The 25,201-nt window shown below is 70.1% G+C and carries 18 protein-coding genes, 1 tRNA gene and 1 pseudogene; 12 read left to right on the top strand and 8 right to left on the bottom strand.

Annotated elements, in window-relative coordinates:
• Positions 1–19: 19 nt before the first annotated feature.
• Complete coding sequence (locus tag IE134_RS22065; RefSeq protein ID WP_010061209.1) at positions 20–157, bottom strand: SPW_0924 family protein; 138 nt, start codon at positions 155–157, stop codon at positions 20–22.
• A gap of 155 nt (positions 158–312) precedes the next feature.
• Positions 313–2,070 (bottom strand): lytic transglycosylase domain-containing protein, encoded by a 1,758-nt coding sequence (locus IE134_RS22060; RefSeq protein ID WP_189431482.1) that lies wholly within the window; start codon positions 2,068–2,070, stop codon positions 313–315.
• A gap of 188 nt (positions 2,071–2,258) precedes the next feature.
• On the opposite strand from IE134_RS22060, the gene IE134_RS22055 reads away from it, so the two are divergent.
• A complete protein-coding gene (locus IE134_RS22055) occupies positions 2,259–3,128 on the top strand; it encodes a DUF4184 family protein (RefSeq protein ID WP_098020293.1) in 870 nt (289 codons plus the stop codon).
• A 62-nt stretch (positions 3,129–3,190) separates the two neighbouring features.
• Here the strand turns inward: IE134_RS22055 and polA are convergent, their stop codons facing one another.
• Entirely contained in the window at positions 3,191–5,902 is a 2,712-nt protein-coding gene (gene polA / locus IE134_RS22050; protein ID WP_030713187.1) for a DNA polymerase I, read from the bottom strand.
• Positions 5,903–6,029: 127 nt separating this feature from the next.
• Here polA and IE134_RS22045 point away from each other — a divergent pair, with 127 nt between their 5' ends.
• The 7 genes from IE134_RS22045 to IE134_RS22015 all read left to right on the top strand — a co-directional run bounded on the left by IE134_RS22045 (position 6,030) and on the right by IE134_RS22015 (position 15,177).
• Positions 6,030–8,321, top strand: coding sequence for an FdhF/YdeP family oxidoreductase (locus tag IE134_RS22045; RefSeq protein WP_098020637.1), 2,292 nt, complete (start codon positions 6,030–6,032; stop codon positions 8,319–8,321).
• 92 nt (positions 8,322–8,413) lie between these two features.
• Positions 8,414–8,884: a PaaI family thioesterase gene (locus IE134_RS22040; protein ID WP_010061204.1), complete on the top strand. Its 471-nt coding sequence runs from the start codon at positions 8,414–8,416 to the stop codon at positions 8,882–8,884.
• Positions 8,885–9,519: 635 nt separating this feature from the next.
• Positions 9,520–10,755, top strand: coding sequence for a branched-chain amino acid ABC transporter substrate-binding protein (locus IE134_RS22035; RefSeq protein ID WP_029182340.1), 1,236 nt, complete (start codon positions 9,520–9,522; stop codon positions 10,753–10,755).
• 102 nt (positions 10,756–10,857) lie between these two features.
• Positions 10,858–11,790, top strand: coding sequence for a branched-chain amino acid ABC transporter permease (locus IE134_RS22030; RefSeq protein WP_030713181.1), 933 nt, complete (start codon positions 10,858–10,860; stop codon positions 11,788–11,790).
• 5 nt (positions 11,791–11,795) lie between these two features.
• Positions 11,796–13,580: a branched-chain amino acid ABC transporter permease gene (locus IE134_RS22025; protein WP_098019437.1), complete on the top strand. Its 1,785-nt coding sequence runs from the start codon at positions 11,796–11,798 to the stop codon at positions 13,578–13,580.
• 5 nt (positions 13,581–13,585) lie between these two features.
• Complete coding sequence (locus tag IE134_RS22020; RefSeq protein ID WP_030713176.1) at positions 13,586–14,464, top strand: ABC transporter ATP-binding protein; 879 nt, start codon at positions 13,586–13,588, stop codon at positions 14,462–14,464.
• A complete protein-coding gene (locus IE134_RS22015) occupies positions 14,461–15,177 on the top strand; it encodes an ABC transporter ATP-binding protein (protein WP_010061197.1) in 717 nt (238 codons plus the stop codon). The genes IE134_RS22020 and IE134_RS22015 overlap by 4 nt, the downstream gene beginning before the upstream one ends.
• Before the next feature lie 96 nt (positions 15,178–15,273).
• Here the strand turns inward: IE134_RS22015 and IE134_RS22010 are convergent, their stop codons facing one another.
• On the bottom strand, positions 15,274–15,930 hold the full coding sequence (locus IE134_RS22010; protein WP_003969810.1) for an ANTAR domain-containing response regulator: 657 nt from the start codon (positions 15,928–15,930) through the stop codon (positions 15,274–15,276).
• A 99-nt stretch (positions 15,931–16,029) separates the two neighbouring features.
• Between IE134_RS22010 and IE134_RS22005 the strand changes: the two genes are divergently transcribed.
• Positions 16,030–16,102, top strand: a tRNA-Leu gene (locus IE134_RS22005).
• A 111-nt stretch (positions 16,103–16,213) separates the two neighbouring features.
• A complete protein-coding gene (locus tag IE134_RS22000; protein WP_098895734.1) occupies positions 16,214–16,993 on the top strand; it encodes a helix-turn-helix domain-containing protein in 780 nt (259 codons plus the stop codon).
• A 6-nt stretch (positions 16,994–16,999) separates the two neighbouring features.
• On the opposite strand, the gene pyk is transcribed toward IE134_RS22000, so the two are convergent.
• Together pyk and IE134_RS21990 are read right to left on the bottom strand one after the other, a co-directional pair.
• The gene (gene pyk, locus IE134_RS21995; protein ID WP_030713169.1) at positions 17,000–18,439 is read right to left on the bottom strand and encodes a pyruvate kinase; all 1,440 of its coding nucleotides are present in this window, start codon (positions 18,437–18,439) and stop codon (positions 17,000–17,002) included.
• A gap of 120 nt (positions 18,440–18,559) precedes the next feature.
• Positions 18,560–19,276 (bottom strand): SIMPL domain-containing protein, encoded by a 717-nt coding sequence (locus tag IE134_RS21990; RefSeq protein WP_030713166.1) that lies wholly within the window; start codon positions 19,274–19,276, stop codon positions 18,560–18,562.
• Positions 19,277–19,416: 140 nt separating this feature from the next.
• Between IE134_RS21990 and IE134_RS21985 the strand changes: the two genes are divergently transcribed.
• Entirely contained in the window at positions 19,417–21,243 is a 1,827-nt protein-coding gene (locus IE134_RS21985; protein WP_189431480.1) for a bifunctional metallophosphatase/5'-nucleotidase, read from the top strand.
• 65 nt (positions 21,244–21,308) lie between these two features.
• Here IE134_RS21985 and IE134_RS21980 read toward each other — a convergent pair whose 3' ends face one another.
• Both IE134_RS21980 and IE134_RS21975 read right to left on the bottom strand, forming a co-directional pair.
• Positions 21,309–22,736: a lysine N(6)-hydroxylase/L-ornithine N(5)-oxygenase family protein gene (locus IE134_RS21980; RefSeq protein WP_098019449.1), complete on the bottom strand. Its 1,428-nt coding sequence runs from the start codon at positions 22,734–22,736 to the stop codon at positions 21,309–21,311.
• 287 nt (positions 22,737–23,023) lie between these two features.
• Positions 23,024–24,406 (bottom strand): annotated as a pseudogene (locus IE134_RS21975) (pyridoxal phosphate-dependent decarboxylase family protein); the annotation flags it as partial.
• A gap of 314 nt (positions 24,407–24,720) precedes the next feature.
• Here IE134_RS21975 and IE134_RS21970 point away from each other — a divergent pair.
• On the top strand, positions 24,721–25,161 hold the full coding sequence (locus IE134_RS21970) for an ATP-binding protein (protein ID WP_030723027.1): 441 nt from the start codon (positions 24,721–24,723) through the stop codon (positions 25,159–25,161).
• Positions 25,162–25,201 lie beyond the last annotated feature (40 nt).

Below are 25,201 nucleotides of genomic sequence, written 5' to 3'. Positions count from 1 at the left end.
CCTCTTCCCTCTGCGGCGGCTATCTCTTCGGTCCCGGGACGGTGGTCAGCAGGGGTTTCGGCGAGGTCTCCCCGGCCGGGGAGCCGATGGCGGAGACGGTGAACACGAGCGCGAGGGCGGCGGCCAGTCCGATGGCGGCGGCGACGAGGGCACGCATGCTCGGCCTCCCGGGGCGGTGGTCCGGCGACGGCGGCCTGATGGGCCGTCAGGGCTGGGGCACCGTAGCAACCGGGGCGCGAGATGAGAACAGAGCGGACAGCCCCTCGGCCGGGGGGCCGAGGGGCTGTGGGACTCGCTGCGGGGAGAGCCGGGTCAGGGCTTGGTGGCCGCGGGGGTCCCCGTCGCGTCCGGCGCCGGCTCCTCCGGGGTCGTCTCCTCCGGTGCCTTGACGGTGAGTTCGATGACGACCGAGGCGCCGCCCTCGGTGGTGAGGCGCAGCAGATACGTGCCCTCGTTGTCGTCGGCGAAGATCTCCGGGAGCCGCAGCTGCCCGTCGGCGTCCGTCGTCAGCGTGGTGAGGGTGCGGACCGGCTTGCCGTCCGCGTCCTTGAAGTACGGGCCCTTGTCGTTGTCGATGACGCCCAGGCGGTCCTTGACCATGGTGGCGGTGACGGCCACTCCGGCCGCGGCCGCGTCCTTGTAGGTGGCCTTGACCGTGACGGCGTCCGCGAACTTCTCGCCGGGGGCGGCGACGAGCGCCTTCTCGTCGGTCCGGGCGATCGCGTCGGCCTGGCGGGCGGTGACGGTCGCCGCGTACGTCAGGGTGCGCGGGCGGCCGGTGCCCGCGACGGCGGTCACGGTGAACTCCCCGGCCTTCTCGCCGGCCTGGAGCTTCGGCGCGGTGGCGGTGCCGTCGGCCCCGGTCCGCACCGTCACGGTCTTCTTGCCGCCCGCGAAGAGCGTCCCGGTGCCGCCGGTGACGGTGAAGGTGACGGGCACCTTGGCGAGCGGGGCGCCGACCGCGTTGCGCGCCAGCACGGAGACCCGCTCGTCGAACTCCTGGCCCGCGGTGGCGCGCAGCGGTCCGGTGCCCGCGTTCTCCAGGGAGCCGAAGGTGGCGGACGGCGGTGTCGGCTTGGGGGTGGGCGGCTTCGGCGTCGGGCTGGTGGAGCCCCCGCCACCGGGCTTCGAGGGGCCCGGGCTCGGCTTGCCACCGGGCTTGTCCGGGGACGGCTTCGGGCTCGGGGTGGCGCTCGGGCCCGAACCGGTGCCCGGACGCGGGCTCGGGGAGGGGGTGCTCGGGGTGCTGGGGAGCGTGCCGGTGCCGTCGGGGATCTCGTGCGTGCCGCGCTGGTAGTAGGAGTACCAGGAGCGGACCGTGCGCAGGTACTCCGTCGACCGGTTGTAGCTCAGCACGGCCTGGTCGAGGTCGGCTGCGAGGGCCAGATCGCGGGCGTTGGCGCAGAGGTAGCGGCCGGCGGCGAGCGCCGCGTCGTAGATGTTGTTGGGGTCCTTGCGGCCGTCGCCGTTGGCGTCCTGGCCCCAGGAGGCCCAGGTCGAGGGGATGAACTGCATCGGGCCGACCGCACGGTCGTGGACGGCGTCGCCGTCGTACGCCCCGCCGTCGGTGTCCTTGATCAGCGCGAAGCCCTGGCCGTTGAGGGCCGGGCCGAGAATGCGGGGGCTGGCGGTGCCGTTCGCGTCGACGCGGCCGCCGCGGGCCTGGCCGGACTCGACCTTGCCGATGGCCGCGAGGAGTTGCCAGGGCAGTCGGCAGGAGGGGTCGGTGGTCGCGACGGTCCGCTCGGCCTGCTTGTACGCGGCCAGGACGGACGCCGGAATGCCCGCTTCGGCGCTGCCCGCCGCCGGAAGATTGCTGGACGAACCGGGCTTGTCGGGCGTGACCAGGGGCGGAAGGTCCGTGTAATAGGGCGAGTTGCCGGTGGCGGCGCCGTCGGTCTCGCCGCTCGCGGTGTCCTCTCCCGCCGCCTTCGGGTCGCCGCTGCCCGCGGATCCGTCGGCCAGGGTCGCCGCGGGCGCCTGCGAGGCCGCGAGCGCCGCCACCGCGGCCGCTGCCACGGCGGTGGTCGTGGCCCCCTTGCGCAGACGTCGGCGAATGTGCGCTGCCATACGTTCCGGTCCCTCCCCCTCGAAGGCTGCTCGCGCTCCCCAGCGCAACGACTCCAGCGACCCTACGGCACCTTGTGTCGCCCAGGCACCGAGGGCTGACCGCTTCTTACTGTTTTTTCACGTTCGCGGGCGCACGTTGTCCGGTGGGCCACGAAAGGCTGCCCCGACGGTCCCGCATACTTGCCGCCATGCCGTTCACGCTCAGTCATGCCGCCGCCGTGCTCCCGGCGATCCGCCGGAACGGGACCGCCCGGTGGCCGCTGTTCCCCTCGGCCCTCGTCGCCGGTTCGTTCGCGCCCGACATCACCTACTTCGCGGACACGGTGGTCCCCGGGGCGATGGAGTTCGGGTCGTTCACGCACACCCTCGCCGGGATCGTCACGGTGAACGTGGCCATCGCCGCCGCGCTGGTCGCGGTGTGGGCGCTGCTGCGGGAGCCGCTGGTGGCGCTGTTGCCGGTACGGGTCCGGGGCCGGGTCCACGCGTTCGTCCGGGGGCAGCGGTGGACGCGGGCCTCCTTCGGTCCGTCCGCCTGGCTGTGGTTCGCCCTCTCGGGTGCGCTGGGCGCGGCCACGCATGTGGTGTGGGACGCGTTCACGCACCACAGCCGGTGGGGCACGGAGCTGCTGCCGTTCCTGAACCGGAGCGTCGGCGGCTTCCCGGTGTTCCAGTTCGTGCAGTACGGGAGTTCGGCGCTGGCCCTCGTGGTCATCGGCTGGTTCGTCGCCACCGGGCTGCGCCGGACCCCGGCCGTCGCCGCGCCCGTGGAGGTGCCGGTGCTCGGCCGCCGGGAGCGGTGGGGTGCGCTCGGTCTGCTGGCGCTGTGCGTGCTGGCCGGTGTCGTCCACCGGTGCGCCCGCTGGTACGCCCACTTCGGCCGGGTGGAGAGCCCGCTCGACATCATTCCGACGGCCTGCTTCGGCGCGGGCGCGGGGCTGGCGGCCGGACTGCTGCTGTACGGGGCGTGGATGCTGCTGCGGCGGAGGACGCGGGGACCCGGCGGGCCCGTGTCCGTACCGGAGGAACCCCGGACGGAGGCACCGGCCGGCCGGGGTTAGCGGCAGAGAGGAAGGGGCGGGCCCGGAACCATGGTTCCGGGCCCGCCCCTTGCGTCCGTGGCTCAGTGCGCGGCGGACTCCCAGTCCTTGCCGACGCCGACCGAGACGTCGAGCGGGGCGCGCAGTTCGACGGCGTTCGCCATCTCGTGGCGCAGGATCTCCTCCACCTGCTTCCGCTCGCCCTTCGCGATCTCCAGGACGATTTCGTCGTGGACCTGGAGCAGCATCCGCGAGGTCAGCCCGGCCTCGGTCAGCGCCTTGTCCACCCGCAGCATCGCGACCTTCACGATGTCCGCCGCGGTGCCCTGGATCGGGGCGTTGAGCGCCATCCGCTCGGCGGCCTCGCGGCGCTGGCGGTTGTCGCTGTTGAGGTCGGGGAGATAGCGGCGGCGGCCGAGGATCGTCTCCGTGTAGCCGGTGGCCCTGGCCTCCTCGACGACCCGGTGGAGATAGTCCCGTACCCCGCCGAACCGCTCGAAGTAGGTGTCCATCAGCACCCGGGCCTCGGCGGGGTCGATGCCCAGCTGCTGGGAGAGGCCGAAGGCGGAGAGACCGTAGGCCAGGCCGTAGGACATGGCCTTGATCTTGCGGCGCATCTCCGCGTCGACCGCGTCCTTCTCGACGCCGAAGACCTGCGAGGCGACCGTGGTGTGCAGGTCCTCGCCGGAGGTGAACGCCTCGATGAGACCGGCGTCCTCGGAGAGGTGCGCCATGACCCGCAGCTCGATCTGGCTGTAGTCGGCCGTCATCAGCGTCTCGAAGCCCTCGCCGACGACGAAGCCCCGGCGGATCGCCCGGCCCTCGTCGGTGCGGACGGGAATGTTCTGCAGGTTCGGGTCGGTGGAGGAGAGCCGGCCGGTCGCCGCGACCGTCTGGTTGAACGTGGTGTGGATGCGTCCGTCGGCGGCGATCGTCTTGATCAGGCCCTCGACGGTGACCCGCAGCTTGGCCTGCTCGCGGTGGCGCAGCATCAGGACCGGCAGCTCGTGCTCGGTCTGCGCGGCCAGCCAGGCCAGCGCGTCCGCGTCCGTCGTGTATCCCGTCTTGGTCTTCTTCGTCTTCGGCAGGCCCAGCTCGTTGAAGAGGATCTCCTGGAGCTGCTTGGGCGATCCGAGGTTGAACTCGCGGCCGACCGCCGCGTGCGCCTCCTTCACCGCCTGCTGCACGGTCCCGGCGAACTGCTGCTCCATGCCTTCGAGATGGGTCCGGTCCGCGGCGATCCCGTGGCGCTCCAGGCGGGCCAGAAGGATGGAGGTCGGCAGCTCCATGTCGTGCAGCAGCTCCGCCGCGCCCACCTCCTTCAGCCGGGCGGTGAACGCGTCGCCCAGGTCGAGGACGGCGCGGGCCTGGGCCATCAGGGCGTCCTGCTCGGCCCGGTCGTCCGCGCCGAAGGCCAGCTGCCCGTCGGAGGAGGCGGCCGGGGCCAGCTCGCGGCCCAGATACTCCACGGCCAGCGCGTCCAGGGCGAAGGACCGGCGGCCCGGCTTCACCAGATACGCGGCGAGCGCGGTGTCCATGGCGACGCCTTCGAGCTGCCAGCCCATCTCAGGGAAGACCCGCATGACGTTCTTCGCGTTGTGCAGGACCTTGGGGCGCGCCGGGTCCGCGACCCAGGCGGCGAACGCCCGACCGTCGGCCTCGTCCAGCTGCGTCGGGTCCAGCCAGGCGGCGGCCCCGTCGGCGGCGGCGAGCGCGACCTCGGTGACCGTGCCGGCCCCGAGCGACCAGGTGTCGACGGTCATGACGCCGAGCGGCTGTGCGCCGTGCGCCTCCAGCCAGGGGGCGACCTCGCCGGAGCCGAGCACGGCCCCGTCCAGCTCGATCCCGGCGGCGGGCGCGGGCGGCTCGGCCTCGGCCGCCCCCGGGTCGACGGCGAGGAGGCGCTCGCGCAGGCTCGGGTTGCGGATCTCCAGTATGTCCAGGACACCGGTGACCGCCGTGCGGTCGTACGGAGCGCGCTCCAGGTCGGCCGGGGTCTTCGGCAGCTCCACGTCCCGGACCATCTCGGTCAGCACGCGGTTCATCTTCACCGCGTCCAGGTGGTCGCGGAAATTCTGCCCGGCCTTGCCCTTGACCTCCTCGGCCCGCTCGACCAGCTCGGCGAACGAACCGAACTGGTTGATCCACTTCGCGGCCGTCTTCTCACCGACGCCGGGGATACCCGGGAGGTTGTCCGACGGGTCGCCGCGCAGGGCGGCGAAGTCCGGGTACTGCTGGGGGGTGAGCCCGTACTTCTCGACGACCTTCTCCGGGGTGAACCGGGTCAGCTCGGAGACCCCCTTGGTGGGGTACAGCACGGTCACGTTGTCCGTGATCAGCTGGAAGGAGTCCCGGTCGCCGGTGACGATCAGCACCTCGAACCCGGCCGCCTCGGCCTGGGTCGCCAGCGTCGCGATGACGTCGTCCGCTTCGAACCCGTCCACCGCGAACCGGTCCGCGTGCATCGCGTCCAGCAGCTCGCCGATCAGCTCGACCTGCCCCTTGAACTCGTCGGGGGTCTTGGAGCGGTTCGCCTTGTACTCCGGGAACTCCTGCGCCCGCCAGGTCTTGCGGGACACGTCGAACGCGACCGCGAAGTGCGTAGGGGCCTCGTCACGCAGGGTGTTGGCCAGCATCGACATGAAGCCGTACACGGCGTTCGTCGGCTGCCCCACCGCCGTCGTGAAATTCTCCGCGGGCAGGGCGAAGAACGCCCGGTACGCCAGGGAGTGCCCGTCCATGAGGAGCAGGCGCGGTCGGTTGTCTGCCGTCTTGTTCGATGCCGTCTCAGCCACGCCCCCGATCCTGCCACGCCCCACTGACAATCCGGACCGGCACGGCCTTGCGCGGCCGTGACAGGATCGATGGTGAGGACATGCACCACCTCGCCACGCGGAAGAGCGCTCGAAGGGGAGCAGCATCATGGCCACCAAGCCGCCGACCGGTGACCCGGTCCAGGACGCCCCGCAGGTCGAAGCGGCCCCGCACGCCGCCGCCGGGCTGCCCGCCGTCGCCCACTCCCTGCGCATCTCCCAGCAGCAGATGGGGGTGCGCCGCACCGCGCAGACCCTCCTCAAGGTCAACCAGAAGGACGGCTTCGACTGCCCCGGCTGCGCCTGGCCCGAGGGCGACAAGCGGCACATCGCGGAATTCTGCGAGAACGGCGCGAAGGCCGTGGCCGAGGAGGCGACCCTGCGTCGCGTCACGCCCGACTTCTTCGCCGCGCACCCGGTCGCCGACCTCGCGGAGCGCAGCGGCTACTGGCTCGGCCAGCAGGGCAGGATCACCCAGCCGGTGTACCTCCCTGAGGGCGCCGACCGGTACGAGGCGATCACCTGGGACCGGGCGTTCGCGATCATCGCCGAGGAGCTGACCGCGCTCGGCTCCCCCGACGAGGCCCTCTTCTACACCTCCGGCCGCACCAGTAACGAGGCCGCGTTCCTCCTCCAGCTCTTCGCCCGTGAGTTCGGCACCAACAATCTGCCGGACTGCTCCAACATGTGCCACGAGTCGTCCGGCTCGGCGCTCAACGAGACCATCGGCATCGGCAAGGGCAGCGTCTCCCTGGAGGACATCCACCAGGCCGACCTGATCATCGTCGCCGGGCAGAACCCCGGCACGAACCACCCCCGGATGCTGTCCGCCCTGGAGAAGGCCAAGCAGTCCGGAGCGAAGATCATCTCGGTGAACCCGCTGCCCGAGGCCGGGATGGAGCGGTTCAAGAACCCCCAGACCCCGCACGGCATGCTCAAGGGCACCCCGCTCAACGACCTCTTCCTGCAAATCCGCATCGGTGGCGACCAGGCCCTCTTCCGGCTCCTCAACAAGCTGGTCCTGGCCACCGAGGGCGCCGTCGACACCGCGTTCGTCGCCGAACACACCCACGGTTACGAGCAGTTCGCGAAGGCCGCCGAAGCGGCCGACTGGGACGAGACGCTGAAGGCCACCGGCCTCACCCGCGCCGAGATCGAGCAGGCGCTCGCCCTGGTCCTCGCGTCGGAGCGCACCATCGTCTGCTGGGCCATGGGCCTCACCCAGCACAAGCACTCCGTGCCCACCATCCGCGAAGTGGTCAACTTCCTTCTGCTGCGCGGCAACATCGGCCGCCCCGGCGCCGGGGTCTGCCCGGTGCGCGGCCACTCCAACGTCCAGGGCGACCGCACCATGGGCATCTTCGAACGGCCCGCACCGGCCTTCCTCGACGCCCTCGACAAGGAATTCGGCATCGCCTCGCCCCGCCACCACGGCATGGACGTGGTGCGCTCCATCCAGGCGCTCCGCGACGGCGAGGCGAAGGTCTTCTTCGCCATGGGCGGCAACTTCGTCGCGGCCACGCCCGACACCGCCGTCACCGAGGCCGCGATGCGCCGCGCCCGCCTCACCGTCCACGTCTCGACCAAGCTCAACCGCAGCCACGCCGTCACCGGGACCCGCGCCCTGATCCTCCCGACGCTGGGCCGCACCGACAAGGACGTCCAGGCGGGCGGCAAGCAGTTCGTCACCGTCGAGGACTCCATGGGCATGGTCCACGCCTCCCGCGGCAACCTCACCCCCGCGAGCCCCCACCTGCTCTCCGAGCCGGCCATCGTCGCCCGCCTCGCCCGCGCGGTCCTCGGCGCCGGCTCCCGTACGCCGTGGGAGGAATTCGAGCGGGACTACGGCACCATCCGCGACCGCATCTCCCGCGTCGTCGCCGGCTTCGAGGACTTCAACACCCGCATCGCCCGCCCCGGCGGCTTCGCCCTCCCGCACGCCCCCCGCGACGAGCGCCGCTTCCCCACCGCCACGGGCCGCGCCAACTTCACCGCCGCCCCCGTCGAGTACCCCGAACTCCCCGACGGCAGGCTCCTGTTGCAGACCCTGCGCTCCCACGACCAGTACAACACCACCATCTACGGCCTGAACGACCGCTACCGGGGCATCAAGGGCGGCCGCCGCATCGTCATGGTCAACCCCGAGGACGCCGCCGCCCTCGGCCTCGCCGACGGCGTGTACACCGACCTCGTCAGCGAGTGGAAGGACGGCGTGGAACGCCGCGCGGAGGGCTTCCGCATCGTCCACTACCCCACCGCCCGGGGCTGCGCCGCCGCCTACTACCCGGAGACCAACGTCCTGGTCCCCCTCGACTCCACGGCCGACACCAGCAACACCCCGGCCAGCAAGTCGGTCGTCGTCCGCTTCGAGGAGCCCCGGCGCACCCCCGGCAGCGACTGAAAACCGCCACTGGCTAAGCGTGCGCTCAGCCGTCTGATAAGAACAGTGCAGACAGCAACGAACCGGCGCAGCAGACGAACGGAGCAGGATCCATGGGCGAGCACACCGCACCCCTCTTCCCGCAGGAAGTCATCGACGAGTACGCGGCACTCGGCATCGACCTGCCCGCCCTCTTCTCCGCCGGCCACCTCGGCGAGCGCATGGGCGTGACCATCGTCGAGGCCGCCGCCGACCGCGTCGTCGGCACCATGCCCGTCGAGGGCAACACCCAGCCCTACGGCCTCCTGCACGGCGGCGCATCCGCCGTCCTCGCCGAGACCCTCGGCTCCATCGGCTCCATGCTCCACGGCGGCGCCAACAAGATCGCCGTCGGCGTCGACCTCAACTGCACCCACCACCGGGGCGTCCGCAACGGCCTCGTCACCGGCGTCGCCACCCCCGTACACCGGGGCCGCTCCACCGCCACGTACGAGATCGTCATCACCGACGAACAGGACAAGCGGGTCTGCACCGCACGTCTCACCTGCCTGCTCCGCGACATCCCCCAGCCCGAAGCGGGCTGACCCGTCACCGACCCCCGTCACAGCAAGCGAACGGCCCGCCGGCCACGACCGGCGGGCCGTTCGCCGTCCGCGGCCGCACCGCATTCCGGACCGCGCATCCCCATATCCGGCGCGGCTACCGGAAGTTGATGGAAACGCACGGTCAACACCCTTGACGGCCGCACCCGTTCCATGACCTGCTTCAACAGCGACACCGACCCGTCGGCGCAGCACACATATCCCACACATGTAACACTGTGTAACGTTTGCGCAATACACGAAAAACCCGGCACCCCCACCCCCGCGCCCCCGGCCGGCCTCCCCCCGCCACCCTCGCGCCCGGCCCGCGCGACAGCACCAAGATCACCCCAAGCCCCTTAGCAGAGCTGCGCGTTCTCACCATGTGGGCAATGCGCAGTCCAGGCGAAACCCGCACATCCCCTCACAGGAACCTCAAGCCTTGCTCAAGGGCATAACAAGAGAGTCACATCCGCAGCCGACCCATCCCGATGGCCCCCGGCTGCGCTTAGAGTCACGGCCAGTCACCGCGCCGCCGGGCGCGTCTGCTGCACGGCCCTGTACCACCCCAGTACGGCCCGGCGATGATCACGGCACCTCATGCCCGAGGAGCGCCGCGCCAGGGAAAGGACCCTCTCGTGCGACACCGTTCTTTGCTCATACTCACCGCAGTGCTCACCACCGGAGCACTGACGCTCACCGCCTGCGGGTCGCGCGACGAAGGCAGCAAGGACAGCGGCGACAGCGGTGGCAAGACCACCGTCGTCATCGGCGTCGACGCGCCCCTGACCGGCTCCCTCTCGGCGCTCGGCCAGGGCATCAAGAACTCCGTGGACCTCGCGGCCAAGACCGCGAACAAGAACAACGAGGTCCCCGGCATCGAGTTCAAGATCGAAGCCCTCGACGACCAGGCCGTCCCCGCCTCCGGACAGGCCAACGCCACCAAGCTCGTCGGCAACGACGACGTCCTCGGCGCCGTCGGCCCCCTGAACTCCGGCGTCGCCCAGTCCATGCAGGGCGTCTTCGAGAAGGCCGACCTCGCCCAGGTCTCCCCGGCCAACACCAACCCGGCGCTCAGCCAGGGCGACAACTGGGCCAAGGGCGACATCCAGCGCCCCTTCAAGACCTACTTCCGCACCTGCGCCACCGACGTCGTCCAGGGCAAGTTCGCCGCCCAGTACCTCTACAACGACGCCAAGAAGAAGAAGGTCTACGTCGTCGACGACAAGCAGACCTACGGCGCCGGCCTCGCCGCGATCTTCTCCGCCGAGTTCAAGCGCCTCGGCGGCAAGGTCGTCGGCACCGACCACGTCACGGTCAAGGAGACCGACTTCTCCAGCACCGCCGACAAGGTCAAGAGCTCGGGCGCCGACTCCGTCTACTACGGCGGCCAGTACCCCGAGGGCGGCCTGCTCTCCGACCAGATCAAGAAGACCGGCGCCAAGATCCCCACCATGGGCGGCGACGGCATCTACGACCCGGCCTTCATCAGCGCCTCCGGCGAGGCCAACGACGGCGACTACGCCACCTCCATCGGCTACCCCGTCGAGGCCCTCCCGACCGCCAAGAAGTTCATCGAGGACTACAAGGCCGCCGGCTACAAGGACCCGTACGCGGCCTACGGCGGCTACTCCTACGACGCCGGATGGGCCATCATCCAGGCCGTCAAGGCCGTCGTCGCCGACAACGACGGCAAGCTCCCCGAGGACGCCCGCGCCAAGGTCACCGAGGCCATGGCCAAGGTCTCCTTCGACGGTGTGACCGGCAAGGTCTCCTTCGACGAGAACGGCGACACCACCAACAAGCAGCTCACCGTCTACGAGGTCCAGAAGGGCGCCTGGAAGGACGTCAAGAGCGCCACGTTCGAGGACTGATCCCCCCAGCACAGCCCCGCCCCACCTGACCCAGACCGCGCGAGGGCGCAAACAGCGCCCTCGCGCGGAGTCATATCCGACAAGCTCATCGGAGGCCCTGCGGTGCACGAACTGCCGCAACAGCTGGCCAACGGCCTTGCCCTCGGCGCCCTTTATGGCCTCATAGCCATCGGGTACACCATGGTGTACGGCATCGTCCAGCTCATCAACTTCGCCCACGGCGAGATCTTCATGATCGGGGGCTTCGGCGCCCTCACCACCTACATCATGCTCCCCAGCGGGACCACCCTCCTGGTCGCCATCCCGCTCATGATCATCGGTGGTGCCATCGCCTCCGTCGCCGTGGCCACCGCCGCGGAACGGTTCGCCTACCGGCCCCTGCGCGGCGCCCCCCGCCTCGCTCCGCTCATCACCGCGATCGGCCTCTCGATCGTGCTCCAGCAGCTCGTCTGGGGCTTCTACCCCGACGCGAAGAAGCCCCGCAGCTTCCCCGAGTTCCAGGGCGAGTCCTTCAAGCTGCTCGACAACCTCTACCTCCAGCGCGCCGACGCCTTCGTCCTCGTCCTGGCCCCGCTCTGCATGCTCGCCCTCGGCCTCTTCGTCGCCAAGAGCCGCAGCGGCCGCGCCATGCAGGCCACCGCCCAGGACCCGGACACGGCCAAGCTGATGGGCATCAACACCGACCGCATCATCGTGATGGCCTTCGCCATCGGCGCCGCCTTCGCCGCGGTCGCCTCGGTCGCCTACGGCCTCGACAAGGGCCAGATCAACTTCGAGATGGGCTTCATCCTCGGCCTCAAGGCCTTCACCGCCGCCGTCCTCGGCGGCATCGGCAACATCTACGGAGCCATGGTCGGCGGCGTCGTCCTCGGCCTCGCCGAAGCCCTCTCGATCGCATACATCGAAGAGATCCCCGGCATGGAGCAGCTCGGCGGCGGCGCCTGGGCCAACGTCTGGGCCTTCGTCCTCCTCATCGTCGTCCTCCTCGTCAGGCCACAAGGCCTGCTCGGCGAGCGCGTCACGGATCGGGCGTGATACCCATGACCACCAAGACCCACCAGACGACGCCCGTCCTCGCCATCCCCGCAACCGTGGCCCGCGCGGCCACCGCGGCCGGAGCCGCACTCACCCTCGGCTCCACCTTCCTCGCCTGGACCTGGACCGCGAAGTTCCCCGGCGACCTCACCGTCACCGGCTACCCCGGCGGCCTCCAGGTCCTCACCCTCGTCGGCGCCGCCCTCACCCTGCTGTTCACCCTCTCCGGGTACGGCATCAAGGGCCTCCGCTGGCTCACCCCCGGCGGCACCAACAGCCCCGTCCGGCTCGCCGCACTCGGCCTGCTCGGCACCATGGGCTTCACCGTCGGCGCCATCTCCGTCGAACTCGGCGGCGTCGTCAACCTGGAACCCGGAGCCTGGATCGGCCTCGTCGGCGCCATCATCGCCTTCGTCGCCTCCCTCGGCCTCCCGCACGACCAGGACATCACCGACACCGCCACCCCCTCCCCCCTCGAAAAGTTCCTCAACAGCCTCCGCGCCCCCGCGCCCGGACGCCCCAAGGAACTCCCCTCCTGGGCCGAGATCCTGATCATCGTCGCCGCGTTCGGCATCGGTCTCTTCGTCGTCACCTACGGCATCGACACCGCCTACCCCGAACTCTTCGTCGGCTACCTGCTCATCACCGGCTTCGCCGTGACCGCACTCTTCAAGGCCGGCCTCATGGCCCGCCTCTCCGCGATCACCACGAAGTACCGCTCCATCGCCGTCGCCGCGGCCTTCGTCGCCGCAGCCGTCTTCCCGTTCACCCAGAGCACCGACCAGTACACCCTCATCGCGGTCAACATCCTCATCTTCGCGACCGTCGCCCTGGGCCTGAACATCGTCGTCGGCCTCGCCGGACTCCTCGACCTCGGATACGTCGCCTTCCTCGGCGTCGGCGCCTACACGGCCGCCCTCGTCTCCGGAACCAGCGCATCCGCGTTCGGCGTCCAGTTCCCCTTCTGGGCCTCCGTCCTCCTCGGCGCCGCCGTCTCCCTGATCTTCGGCGTCGTCATCGGAGCACCCACCCTCCGCCTCCGCGGCGACTACCTCGCCATCGTCACCCTCGGCTTCGGCGAAATCTTCCGCATCGCCGTCGGCAACCTCGACGGCGTCTCCGGACCCCGCGTCACCAACGGCCCCAACGGCGTACCGAACATCCCCGACCTCAACTTCTTCGGGTACGACTTCGGCGAATCCCACACCATCCTGGGCTTCGAACTCGGCGCCTACGCCAACTACTACATGCTCATGCTGCTCGCGATGATCCTCGTGGTCCTCGTCTTCAGCCGAGCCGGCAGCTCCCGCATCGGGCGCGCCTGGGTCGCCATCCGCGAGGACGAGACCGCCGCCACCGCCATGGGCATCAACGGCTTCCGCGTCAAGCTCATCGCCTTCGCCCTCGGCGCCACCCTCGCCGGCATCGCCGGCACCGTACAGGCCCACGTCCAGAGCACCGTCGTCCCCGAGATGTACGTCTTCGCCGGACCCGTGCCGCCGAACTCCGCCTTCCTCCTCGCCGCCGTCATCCTCGGCGGCATGGGAACCATCAGCGGACCCCTCATCGGCGCGGCGCTCCTCTACATGATCCCGGCCAAGCTCCAGTTCCTCTCGGACTACCAGCTCCTCGGCTTCGGACTCGCCCTCATCCTCCTCATGCGCTTCCGCCCGGAGGGCCTCATCGCCAACCGGCGGGCCAAGCTGGAGTACCACGAGACCGGCCAGCTCGACGTACCCGACGAAACCCTGGCAGGCACCACCTCCGGCACCACGAAGGCGGGGGCGTGAACACCATGACCACCACCACACCCGAGACCGCCACCACGGTGCTCGACGCGAGCGGCGTCACCATGCGCTTCGGCGGACTCACCGCCGTGCGCAACGTCGACCTCACCGTCAAGGCGGGCGAGATCGTCGGTCTCATCGGCCCCAACGGCGCCGGCAAGACCACCTTCTTCAACTGCCTCACCGGCCTCTACGTCCCCACCGAGGGCAAGGTCCGCTACAAGGGCACCGTCCTGCCGCCCAAGCCCCACCTCGTCACCCAGGCAGGCATCGCCCGCACCTTCCAGAACATCCGGCTCTTCGCCAACATGACCGTGCTGGAGAACGTCCTCGTCGGACGCCACACCCGCACCAAGGAAGGCCTCTGGTCCGCCCTCCTGCGCGGCCCCGGCTTCAAGAAGGCCGAAGCCGCATCGCACGAACGCGCCATGGAACTCCTGGAGTTCATCGGCCTCCAGGACAAGGCCGACCACCTCGCGCGCAACCTCCCCTACGGAGACCAGCGCAAGCTGGAAATCGCCCGCGCCCTCGCCAGCGACCCCGGCCTCCTCCTCCTGGACGAGCCCACCGCCGGCATGAACCCGCAGGAAACCCGCGTCACCGAAGAACTCATCTTCGCGATCCGGGACATGGGCATCGCCGTCCTCGTCATCGAGCACGACATGCGCTTCATCTTCAACCTCTGCGACCGCGTCGCCTGCCTCGTCCAGGGCGAAAAGCTCGTCGAGGGCACGCCCGGCGAGGTCCAGGCCGACGAACGCGTCGTCGCCGCCTACCTCGGTACCCCCTTCGAAGGCGACCCCGGCGCCGACGAAGTCGCCGAGGTCGAGGCCGCAGAGGCCCAGAGCGCCACCCGCACCACCCGCACGGAAGGGGAAACCCAGTGACCGCCCTGCTAGAGGTCGAAGACCTCCGCGTCGCCTACGGCAAGATCGAAGCCGTCAAGGGCATCTCCTTCTCCGTCGAAGCCGGCCAGGTCGTCACCCTCATCGGCACCAACGGCGCGGGCAAGACCACCACCCTGCGGACCCTCTCCGGGCTCCTCAAGCCCTCCGGCGGCCGCATCACCTTCGACGGGAAGCCCCTCGGCAGCGTCCCCGCGCACAAGATCGTCGCGCTCGGACTCGCCCACTCCCCCGAAGGCCGGCACATCTTCCCCCGCCTCACCATCACGGAGAACCTCCAGCTCGGAGCGTTCCTCCGGACGGACAAGGCGGGCATCGAGAAGGACGTCCAGCGCGCCTACGACCTCTTCCCCATCCTCGGGGAACGCCGGAAGCAGGCCGCCGGCACCCTCTCGGGCGGTGAGCAGCAGATGCTCGCCATGGGACGCGCCCTGATGTCCCAGCCCAAGCTGCTCATGCTCGACGAGCCCTCCATGGGGCTCTCCCCGATCATGATGCAGAAGATCATGGAGACCATCGTCGAGCTCAAGGCGGCGGGCACCACGATCCTGCTCGTCGAGCAGAACGCCCAGGCCGCCCTGTCCCTCGCGGACCAGGGTCACGTCATGGAGGTCGGCAAGATCGTCCTCTCCGGCCCCGGCTCGGACCTGCTCCACGACGAGTCGGTCCGCAAGGCGTACCTCGGCGAGGACTGACGTCCCTGCCGTACGGAAGAGGCCCGCACCCGGTTCGTTCCGGGTGCGGGCCTCTCTCGTGGCGTCCGTACGAGTACGTGCACGTCGTGTACGCGGCTACTCCGCCGACTTCTTCTTCTCCTCGGCGTCCTCGATCAGCGCCTCCGCGAGCTGCTGCATCGACATCCGGCGGTCCATCGACGTCTTCTGGATCCACCGGAACGCGGCCGGCTCGGAGAGCCCGTAATCCGTCTGCAGGATGCTCTTGGCCCGGTCCACCAGCTTGCGGGTCTCCAGCCGCTGGGACAGGTCCGCGATCTCGCTCTCCAGCGCCTTCAGCTCGGCGAACCGGGAGACGGCCATCTCGATGGCCGGCACGACGTCGCTCTTGCTGAACGGCTTCACCAGGTACGCCATGGCCCCGGCGTCCCGGGCCCGCTCGACGAGGTCGCGCTGCGAGAAGGCGGTGAGCATGAGGACCGGGGCGATGGACTCCTCGGCGATCTTCTCGGCGGCGGAGATCCCGTCGAGGACCGGCATCTTCACGTCCAGGATGACCAGGTCCGGCTTGTGCTCCCGGGCCAGCTCGACGGCCTGCTGCCCGTCGCCCGCCTCACCGACGACGGAGTAGCCCTCCTCCTCCAGCATCTCCTTGAGGTCGAGGCGGATGAGGGCCTCGTCCTCGGCGATGACGACGCGGGTCGTCAGCGGCGGGACGTGCGACTTGTCGTCGTCGACGGCGTCTACGGGCTGGGGCGACTCGGGGGTGGTCACGGGGCTCCTCGGTAAGGACAGGGGTGAGCTCCCAAGAGCCTACCTAGTTACGGTATGTTTGAGGCACGGAGGGTCACCGGTATCCTTCGTTTCGAAGGGGCCCCGGTAGCCCAGCGGCAGAGGCGATGGATTCAAAACCCATACAGCGTCGGTTCGAATCCGACTCGGGGCACTTCTCCTTGGATTCCAAGGTCTAGCGACAATTTGACGATCTTCACCCTTGCCGGTGAACGCACCTTCGAATCGAGCGCGCACTTTCGAAGACCGCGCAAGACTCCGCCGCATGGAGCAGCACAACCCGTCGAAACGCGACGAAGCACTCGCCCTCCTGCGGAGCGGCACCACCAACCGAGCAGTGGCGGAACGCCTCAACGTGCCGCGCGGCACCGTGGGCTGGTGGCTGCACGAGGACCGCAAGCAACGCGGAGTGCAGTACGAGCAGCCCACCGACTGCCCCGTCTGCACGGGCCGGGAGCTCGACCGTGCGGCGTACGCCTACTTGCTGGGCCTGTACCTCGGCGACGGCCACATCACGTCGAAGCGCAAGCAACACCACCTGTCGATCTTCTGCGACGCCGCGTGGCCGGGAGTCATCGACGAGGCGGAGGCAGCTATGCGCAGAGTCATGCCCATGCCGCGCACCGGGCGGCGGCAGAGGAGCAACTGCGTCGAAGTGAAGTCGTACAGCAGACACTGGACCTGCGCTTTCCCTCAGCATGGGCCGGGCAAGAAGCACGAGCGGCCGATCGCACTCGCAGCATGGCAACAGGAGATCGTCGACTCCCACCCCTGGCACCTCGTCCGGGGCCTCGTCCACTCCGACGGATGCCGGAACATGAACTGGACGACCCGGATCGTCAAAGGCGAACAGAAGCGCTACGAATACCCCCGGTACTACTTCACCAACGTCTCCGACGACATCCGCCGCCTCTACACCGACACCCTCGACGCGCTCGGCATCACCTGGACGCACTGCACGCGCGCGGGCAAGCCCTACAACATCTCCGTAGCCCGACGGGCATCCGTAACCCTCATGGATGCGCACGTCGGGCCGAAATACTGAGCCGCCCTACTTAGGGCTGTCGTCCTCGCCGATGTGGTGCACGCGGACCAGGTTCGTCGAGCCCGCGACGCCGGGCGGGGAGCCGGCCGTGATGACGACCACGTCGCCCTTCGCGCAGCGGCCGATGCGCAGGAGCTGTTCGTCGACCTGGGCGACCATCGCGTCGGTGGAGTCGACCTTCGGGCCGAGGAAGGTCTCGACGCCCCAGGTGAGGTTGAGCTGGGCGCGGGTCGCTTCGTCGGGGGTGAAGGCGAGGAGCGGGATGGGTGAGCGGTAGCGGGAGAGGCGCTTGACGGTGTCGCCGCTCTGGGTGAAGGCGACGAGGAACTTCGCGCCGAGGAAGTCGCCCATCTCGGCGGCGGCCCGGGCCACCGCGCCGCCCTGGGTGCGGGGCTTGTTGCGCTCGGTGAGGGGCGGGAGGCCCTTGGCGAGGAGGTCTTCCTCGGCGGCCTCGACGATGCGGGACATGGTCCGCACCGTCTCGATCGGGTACTTGCCGACGCTGGTCTCGCCGGAGAGCATCACCGCGTCCGTGCCGTCGATGATCGCGTTGGCGACGTCGGAGGCTTCGGCGCGGGTGGGGCGGGAGTTGTCGATCATCGAGTCGAGCATCTGGGTGGCGACGATGACCGGTTTGGCGTTGCGCTTGGCGAGCTTGATGGCGCGCTTCTGGACGATGGGGACCTGTTCCAGGGGCATTTCGACGCCGAGGTCGCCGCGGGCGACCATGATGCCGTCGAAGGCGGCGACGATGTCGTCGATGTTGTCGACGGCCTGGGGTTTTTCGACCTTGGCGATGACGGGGAGGCGGCGGCCTTCCTCGTCCATGATGCGGTGGACGTCGTCGATGTCGCGTCCGGTGCGGACGAAGGAGAGGGCGATGATGTCGGCGCCGGTGTGCAGGGCCCAGCGGAGGTCGTCGATGTCCTTCTCGGAGAGGGCGGGGACGGAGACGGCGACGCCGGGGAGGTTGAGTCCCTTGTTGTCGGAGACCATGCCGCCTTCGATGACGGTGGTGTGGACGCGGGGTCCGTCGACGCCGGTGACTTCGAGGGTGACGCGGCCGTCGTCGACGAGGATGCGTTCGCCGGTGGTGACGTCGGCGGCGAGTCCGTCGTAGGTGGTGCCGCAGATGTCGCCGGTGCCTTGGCCTTCGAGGGGTTCGACGGTGATGGTGAAGGTGTCGCCGCGTTCAAGGAGTACGGGGCCTTCGCGGAAGCGTCCGAGGCGGATCTTCGGGCCTTGAAGGTCGGCGAGGATGCCGACGCTGCGGCCGACTTCCTCGGACGCCTTGCGCACGTGGTGGTAGCGCTCTTCGTGTTCGGCGTAGCTGCCGTGGCTGAGGTTGAAGCGGGCGATGTCCATTCCCGCTTCGACCAGGGCCTTGATCTGGTCGTATGAGTCGGTGGCGGGTCCCAGGGTACAAACGATTTTCGCTCGGCGCATAGGTCGAGCCTAAACCTTACCTACGGGTAGGTATTTGGCTCCGTATGACACCTCAACAACCTTTGAGTGAAGGGTTATTGACAAGTGTTGAATTGTGCGGCGGCCCGCTCTGATGAGCGTTTATCCGAGGTTCGGCGGGATGAGGGTGAAGGCCGCTTCGACCTGGGCGTCGACGTTCTGGCGTACGGGTTCGAGGTCGATGGGGGCCGCGTCGGCTGCGCTTTCCGCGCGGGCGGAGCGGAAGGCCCCGGCGCCGCCGTAGGTCGCGGTGGCGAAGGTGGCTCCGCCGACACTTCCGGTGTCGCTGAGTTCGAGGAGGGCGCCGATGCGGGTATCCAGGGCTTCGGCGTACTCGCGGGCGCGCTGGAGCGCTTCCTGGACGGCCTGGCGGCGGGCGGCGGCGTGGTGGGGGGAGGTGGGGCGCAGGGCCCACCAGGGGCCGTCGACGCGGATGAGCTCTTGGTCGGCGAGGCGGGCGACGAGTTCGCCGAGGACGGTGAAGTCGCTGAGGGTGGCGGTGAGTTGGATGCTGCCGTGGTAGGCGCGGATGCGTTCGCCGCGGCCGTGGCGGGCGAGTTCGGGGCGGATGGTGAGGGTGCCGGTTTCGAGTTTCTCGACGGCGTCGCCGTAGCCCTTGATGAGGTCGAGGGTGGTGGCGTTGCGGCGGGTGAGGTCGTCGAGGGTGGTACGGCGGTCGGTGTTGCGGGCGGTGAGGGTGACGGCGATGCGGGCGATCTCGGGGTCGACTTCGAGGTGGGCTTCGCCGCGGACGGTGACGCGGGGGGCGGTGGGGGTGCCGTGGGAGGGGTGGGGTGCGGGGGTGGCGGTTTCGGTCATGTGTTCACTGTGGCACGGCGGGTGGCGCCAGGGGATGTGTGTCGGGTGGTCATCAGATCGAAACCTGCGCGGGGTGTTGCGGGTGTGGGGTGCTGGGCCAGAATCTACGCGCGTTGCCCTACTGAACGAGGAGTGAAGAGATGCCGTTGAACCGTAGGACGTTTCTGGGCCGTTCGGCCGCCGCGGGTGCGGGTGTGGCGATGGCGGGCGGTGCGGTCGTCGGCTCGGCCGGTGCGGCGCAGGCTGCGGGGCAGGGCCACGGGCATGGCCATGGACGGCCTGCGAAGCGGTACTCGTTCACGGTGATGGGCACGACGGACCTGCACGGGAACGTCTTCAACTGGGACTACTTCACGGACAAGGAGTACGACGACTCCACGCACAACGACGTCGGTCTGGCGAAGATCTCGACGCTGGTGGATCAGGTGCGCCGGGAGAAGGGGCGCCGGAACACGCTGCTGATCGACGCGGGTGACACGATCCAGGGCACCCAGTTGTCGTACTACTACGCGAAGGTCGACCCGATCACGGCGCGGCGCGGTCCGGTGCATCCGATGGCGCGGGCGATGAACGCGATCGGTTACGACGCGGCGGCGCTCGGGAACCACGAGTTCAATTACGGCATTCCGGTGCTGCGGAAATTCGAGGAGCAGTGCGATTTCCCGCTGCTGGGGGCGAATGCGCTGGATGCGAAGACGTTGCGGCCGGCGTTCGCCCCGTATGTCATCAAGCGGATGCACACGCCGTGCGGGCGTGATGTGCGGGTGGCCGTGCTGGGGCTGACGAATCCTGGTATCGCGATCTGGGACAAGGCGAATGTGGGCGGGAAGATGGTGTTCCCGGGTCTGGAGGAGCAGGCGGCGAAGTGGGTGCCGAAGCTGCGGTCGATGGGTGCGGACGTGGTGATCGTCTCGGCGCATTCGGGTTCTTCGGGGACGTCGTCGTGGGGTGACCAGTTGCCGTACGTGGAGAACGCGGCGGCTCTGGTGGCGGAGCAGGTGCCCGGCATCGACGCGATTCTGGTGGGTCACGCGCATGTGGAGATCGCCGAGCACTTCGTGACGAACAAGGAGACCGGCAAGCGGGTCGTGCTGTCGGAGCCGGCGAAGTGGGGGCAGCGGCTGACGCTGTTCGACTTCGACCTGGTGTGGGAGAAGGGCCGCTGGGCGGTGGAGAAGGCGGGTTCCCGGGTGCTGAACTCCAACACGGTGCCGGAGGACCCGGAGGTGACGTCGCTGCTGCGCCGTGAGCACCGCAAGGTGGTGGAGTACGTCAACCAGGTGATCGGTACGTCGGTGGTGGCGATGTCGACGGCGGACGCGCCGTGGAAGGACGAGCCGATCATCGATCTGATCAACCAGGTGCAGACGGAGACGGTGAAGGCGGCGCTGGCGGGCGGGGAGTACGCGGCGCTGCCGGTGCTGTCGCAGGCGTCGTGCTTCTCGCGTACGGCGGGGATTCCGGCCGGTGAGGTGACGATCAAGGACGCGGCGGGGCTGTATCCGTTCGAGAACACGCTGGAAGCGCGCCTGATCACGGGCGCCCAGCTGAAGGATTACCTGGAGTATTCGGCGCGGTATTACGTGCGGACGGCTGCGGGCGGTCCGGTGGACACGGCGAAGCTGACGAACGCGGACGGGATTCCGGACTACAACTACGACGCGGTGTCGGGCGTGACGTACGACGTCGACATCGCGCAGCCGGCGGGTTCGCGGATCGTGGGTCTGTCGTTCGAGGGGAAGGCGATCGATCCGGCGGCGCGGTTCGTGTTCGCGGTGAACAACTACCGGGCGAGCGGCGGGGGGAACTTCCCGCATGTGCCGGGCGCGCAGCAGCTGTGGGCGAATTCGGACGAGATCCGGAACACGATCATCGGGTGGGTGCGGGAGAAGGGTTCGGTGGACCCGGGGGCGTTCGCTTCGGTGGGGTGGCGGCTGACGCGTGAGGGGACGCCGGTCTTCCCGTAGTCCTGGTTGGTTCGTTCGGCCCGGGTCTCCCTGTGTGGGGCCCGGGCCGTTCGCTGTTCCTGGGGCTAGAAGGTTTGGCTCAGGGGGACGAGTGCGGGGCTCTGGGCGGGGATGCCCGGGGGGTGGGGGGTGAGGCCGAAGGTGGTGAAGGCGGTGCGTTCGGGGAGGGGGTAGGGGTTGGCGCCGGTGAGGTTGTTGAGGATGGTGGCGCTGCGCCAGGCGGCGAGGCCGAGGTCGGGGGCGCCGACTCCGTGGGTGTGGCGTTCGGCGTTCTGTACGTAGACGTGTCCGGTGACGGCGGGGTCGAGGACGAGTCGGTACTGGTCGTCGATGCGGGGGCGGTGCGAGGCGTCGCGGCGGAGGTAGGGGCCGAGGCCGCCGAGGAGGGCGTCGAGGGGGCGTTCGCGGTAGCCGGTGGCGAGGATGACGGCGTCGGTGGTGAGACGGCTGCGGGTGCCTTGCTGGGTGTGTTCGAGGTGGAGTTCGACGCGGGTGTTGGCGAGGCGTCCGGCGGTGCGGACGTGGACGCCGGGGGTGAGGGTGGCGTCGGGCCAGCCGCCGTGGAGGGTGCGGCGGTAGAGCTCGTCGTGGATGGCGGCGATGGTGTCGGCGTCGATGCCTTTGTGGAGCTGCCACTGGCGGGGGACGAGTTCGTCGCGGGCTGATTCGGGGAGCGCGTGGAAGTAGCGGCTGTAGTCGGGGGTGAAGTGCTCCAGGCCGAGCTTCGAATACTCCATGGGGGCGAAGGCCTGGGTGCGGGCGAGCCAGTGGATCTTCTCGGCGCCTTCGGGGCGGGCGCGCAGGAGGTCGAGGAAGATCTCGGCGCCGGACTGGCCGGAGCCGATGACGGTGATGTGGTCGGCGGTGAGGAGCCGTTCGCGGTGGCGGAGGTAGTCGGCGGAGTGGAGCACGGGGACGGCTTCGGCTTCGGCGAGGGGTTTGAGGGGGTCGGGGACGAAGGGTTCGGTGCCGATGCCGAGGGCGATGTGGCGGGTGTAGGCGCGGCCGAGTGCTTCGGCTTCGCCGTCGCGGTCGAGTTGGGTGAAGTCGACTTCGAAGAGGGCGCGGTCGGTGTTCCAGCGGACGGCGTCGACCTGGTGGCCGAAGTGTAGGCCGGGGAGTTGTTCGGTGACCCAGCGGCAGTAGGCGTCGTATTCGGCTCGTTGGATGTGGAAGCGCTCGGCGAAGTAGAAGGGGAAGAGGCGGTCGCGGGTGCGGAGGTAGTTGAGGAAGGTCCAGGGGCTGGTGGGGTCGGCGAGGGTGACGAGGTCGGCGAGGAAGGGGACTTGGAGGCTGGCGCCGTCGAGGAGGAGGCCGGGGTGCCAGTGGAAGGCGGGGCGTTGTTCGTAGAAGGTCGCGGCGAGGGGGCGGGGGTCGTCGGGGGCGGCGGGGATGTCGTGGGCGAGGGCGGCGAGGGAGAGGTTGAAGGGGCCGATGCCGATGCCGACGAGGTCGTGTGGCTGGTCGGGTTCGTGGGCGGGCCGGTCGGTCATCGCGGGGTGTCGCCTTCCGTGGGGTGAGGGGTGGGGTGGGTTGTGGCGGGGGCGGGAGTCGGTGCGGCCTCCGGGGCCTTGGGTGCAGGTGGGGTCTGCGGGGCGGCCTCCGGTGCGGGCGGTGTGGCCTCCGGCGCGGGCATGGCGGCCTCCGGTGCTTCCCGTGCCGCTGGTGCGGACGATGCGTGCGGTGTTGCCGGTGCCTGCGGGGCCGGCTCCCGGGCCTCCGGTGCGGGTGGGTCGGTGAGGAGGTCGGCCTGTGAGCCGGTGAGGGGGTCGGCCGGGGGGCCGGTGAGGAGGTCTGTGGTGGTGCCGGTGACCAGGTCCAGGAGGGTCTGGAGGTCCTGGGGTGTGGTGTGGGGGTTGAGGAGGGTCGCCTTGAGCCAGAGGCGGCCTCCGGCGTGGGCGCGGCCGAGGACGGCGTGGCCGCGTTGGAGGAGGGTGCGGCGGACGGTGGCGACGGTGTGGTCGTCGGCGCCGGTGGGGCGGAAGAGGACGGTGCTGATGGTGGGGCGGTCGTAGAGGTCGAGGGCCGGGGTCCTGGTGATGAGGTCGGCGAGGTGGTGGGCGGTGGCGACGGTGCGGTCGACGAGGTCGGCGAGTCCGCTGCGGCCGAGGGCCTGGAGGGTGACGGCGATCTTGAGGGCGTCGGGGCGGCGGGTGGTGCGCAGGGAGCGGCCGAGGAGGTCGGGGAGGCCGGCTTCGGTGTCGTCGTCGGCGTTGAGGTAGGGGGCGTGGTGGTGGAGCGGCGTGAGGTGGTGGTGCTCGGGTACGGCGAGGAGGCCGGCGGATGCGGGCTGCCAGCCGAGTTTGTGGAGGTCGAGGGTGACGCTGTGGGCGCGGTCGAGGCCGTGGAGGAGGGGGCGGTGGGTGGGGCTGAGGAGGAGTGGTCCTCCGTAGGCGGCGTCGATGTGGAGTTCGGCGTCGTGGGTGGTGCAGAGGTCGGCGATGGCGTCGAGGGGGTCGATCTCTCCGGTGTCGGTGGTGCCGGCGGTGGCGACGACGAGGAGGGGGCGGTGGAGTTCGGTGAGGGCGTCGTCGAGGGCGGCGAGGTCGAGGGTGCCGGTGGGGGCGGGTACGACGACGGGTTCGGGGAGTCCGAGGAGCCAGGCGGCGCGGGCGATGCTGTGGTGGGCGTTGGCGCCGCAGACGGTCTGGACGGGGCCGTGGCGTTCGCGGGCGAGGAGCAGGGCGAGTTGGTTGGCCTCGGTGCCGCCGGTGGTGATGACGGCGTCGGGTGAGGGGGCGCGGGGGTAGATCTCGGTGGCGAGTGCGCTGGTGAGGTCGGCTTCGAGGGCGGAGGCGGCGGGGGCCTGGTCCCAGGAGTCCATGGAGGGGTTGAGGGCGCTGGCGGCGAGGTCGGCGGCGGCTGCCAGGGCGAGGGGCGGGGTGTGCAGGTGGGCGGCGCAGTGGGGGTGGGCGGGGTCGGCGGCGCCCGCTGCGAGGGCGGTGACGAGGGCGCGCAGGGCGTGGTGGGGGCCGGTGCCGTGGTCGGGGATGAGGGGGTGGGTGGCGGTGCGGGTGCGGGGGGTGACGGTGTCGGGGCCGCCGGCGGGGAGGGGGCCGCCGCGGAGGGCCGCGCCGTCGTGGAGTGCGGCGAGGACGGTGTCGAGGAGGGGGCGCAGTGCGGCGGGGCCTGCGGTGCCTCCGGCGAGGGGCGGGGTGGGCATGGGTGGGGTGGTCCTTCGGGTGCGCGGGGGTGGACATGCCAGCTTGTCCGTGGTTTCGGGTGGCGCGGCCGAAGAGCCCAACGATTCGAACTCGAAAGGGGTACTGGCGGCCGGAGCGGCCTGATGGGGGCGGGCGGGGGTGGTATGGGTGTGCGATTTCTGGACCGGCGTACGGGGGCGGCCCCCGGCCCGGCGTGCGGGGGTTGCCCCCGCCTGCCCTCGCCTGCCCTCGTCTACCCAATGAGTGAATTGCAGATTTATGCAATTCACTACATGCTGTACGGGTCGTTCCGCCCTGACAGGGAGCCAGCACGATGCTCACGCCGCCCGATCCATTGCCGTACCGGCATGTGCTGACCCTGCCCACGACGGGGCAGGCCGTGCGTGTCGCCCGGGAGACCACCGAGCAGGTGCTGGAGCAGTGGGGGGTGGCGGCGTGGGAGCCGTGCCGGGATCCGGCGCTGCTGATCCTCAGTGAGCTGGTGGCCAACAGCGTGCGGCATGCGGCGGCGCTCTCGCCTCAGGTGACGGTGGTGTTCGCGGGCGGGCCGGACACGTTCGCGTTCGGTGTGCACGACCGTCATCCGTACCGCCCGGCGCTGTTCGCGTCCGCCGGGACAGCGCCGGGACGGGGGCTGGCGACCGTGATGGAGCTGACCCATGGTCTGGGCGGCAGCGCGGTGGTGCGGGGCGATGCCGACGAGGGCGGCAAGAGCATCTGGGTCACCCTGCCGCTGCGGCGCGGCCTCCGGTGACCCTCGGGTGCACGCCCGGGGTGCGAAGGCGCGAGGATGA

The sequence above is a fragment of the Streptomyces rubiginosohelvolus genome (assembly GCF_014649875.1).
GTDB classification, from domain to species: domain Bacteria; phylum Actinomycetota; class Actinomycetes; order Streptomycetales; family Streptomycetaceae; genus Streptomyces; species Streptomyces rubiginosohelvolus.
The sequence above is the reverse complement of the archived record's forward strand: the minus strand, read 5'-3'. Positions and strand labels throughout refer to the sequence as shown.

Bases quoted from the DNA above. Each gene is read 5' to 3' on its own strand.
- IE134_RS22065 (WP_010061209.1), bottom strand. From the start codon at position 157: ATGCGTGCCCTCGTCGCCGCCGCCATCGGACTGGCCGCCGCCCTCGCG.
- IE134_RS22060 (WP_189431482.1), bottom strand. From the start codon at position 2,070: ATGGCAGCGCACATTCGCCGACGTCTGCGCAAGGGGGCCACGACCACC.
- IE134_RS22055 (WP_098020293.1), top strand. From the start codon at position 2,259: ATGCCGTTCACGCTCAGTCATGCCGCCGCCGTGCTCCCGGCGATCCGC.
- IE134_RS22045 (WP_098020637.1), top strand. From the start codon at position 6,030: ATGGCCACCAAGCCGCCGACCGGTGACCCGGTCCAGGACGCCCCGCAG.
- IE134_RS22040 (WP_010061204.1), top strand. From the start codon at position 8,414: ATGGGCGAGCACACCGCACCCCTCTTCCCGCAGGAAGTCATCGACGAG.
- IE134_RS22025 (WP_098019437.1), top strand. From the start codon at position 11,796: ATGACCACCAAGACCCACCAGACGACGCCCGTCCTCGCCATCCCCGCA.
- IE134_RS22020 (WP_030713176.1), top strand. From the start codon at position 13,586: ATGACCACCACCACACCCGAGACCGCCACCACGGTGCTCGACGCGAGC.
- IE134_RS22000 (WP_098895734.1), top strand. From the start codon at position 16,214: ATGGAGCAGCACAACCCGTCGAAACGCGACGAAGCACTCGCCCTCCTG.
- pyk (WP_030713169.1), bottom strand. From the start codon at position 18,439: ATGCGCCGAGCGAAAATCGTTTGTACCCTGGGACCCGCCACCGACTCA.
- IE134_RS21990 (WP_030713166.1), bottom strand. From the start codon at position 19,276: ATGACCGAAACCGCCACCCCCGCACCCCACCCCTCCCACGGCACCCCC.
- IE134_RS21985 (WP_189431480.1), top strand. From the start codon at position 19,417: ATGCCGTTGAACCGTAGGACGTTTCTGGGCCGTTCGGCCGCCGCGGGT.
- IE134_RS21980 (WP_098019449.1), bottom strand. From the start codon at position 22,736: ATGACCGACCGGCCCGCCCACGAACCCGACCAGCCACACGACCTCGTC.
- IE134_RS21970 (WP_030723027.1), top strand. From the start codon at position 24,721: ATGCTCACGCCGCCCGATCCATTGCCGTACCGGCATGTGCTGACCCTG.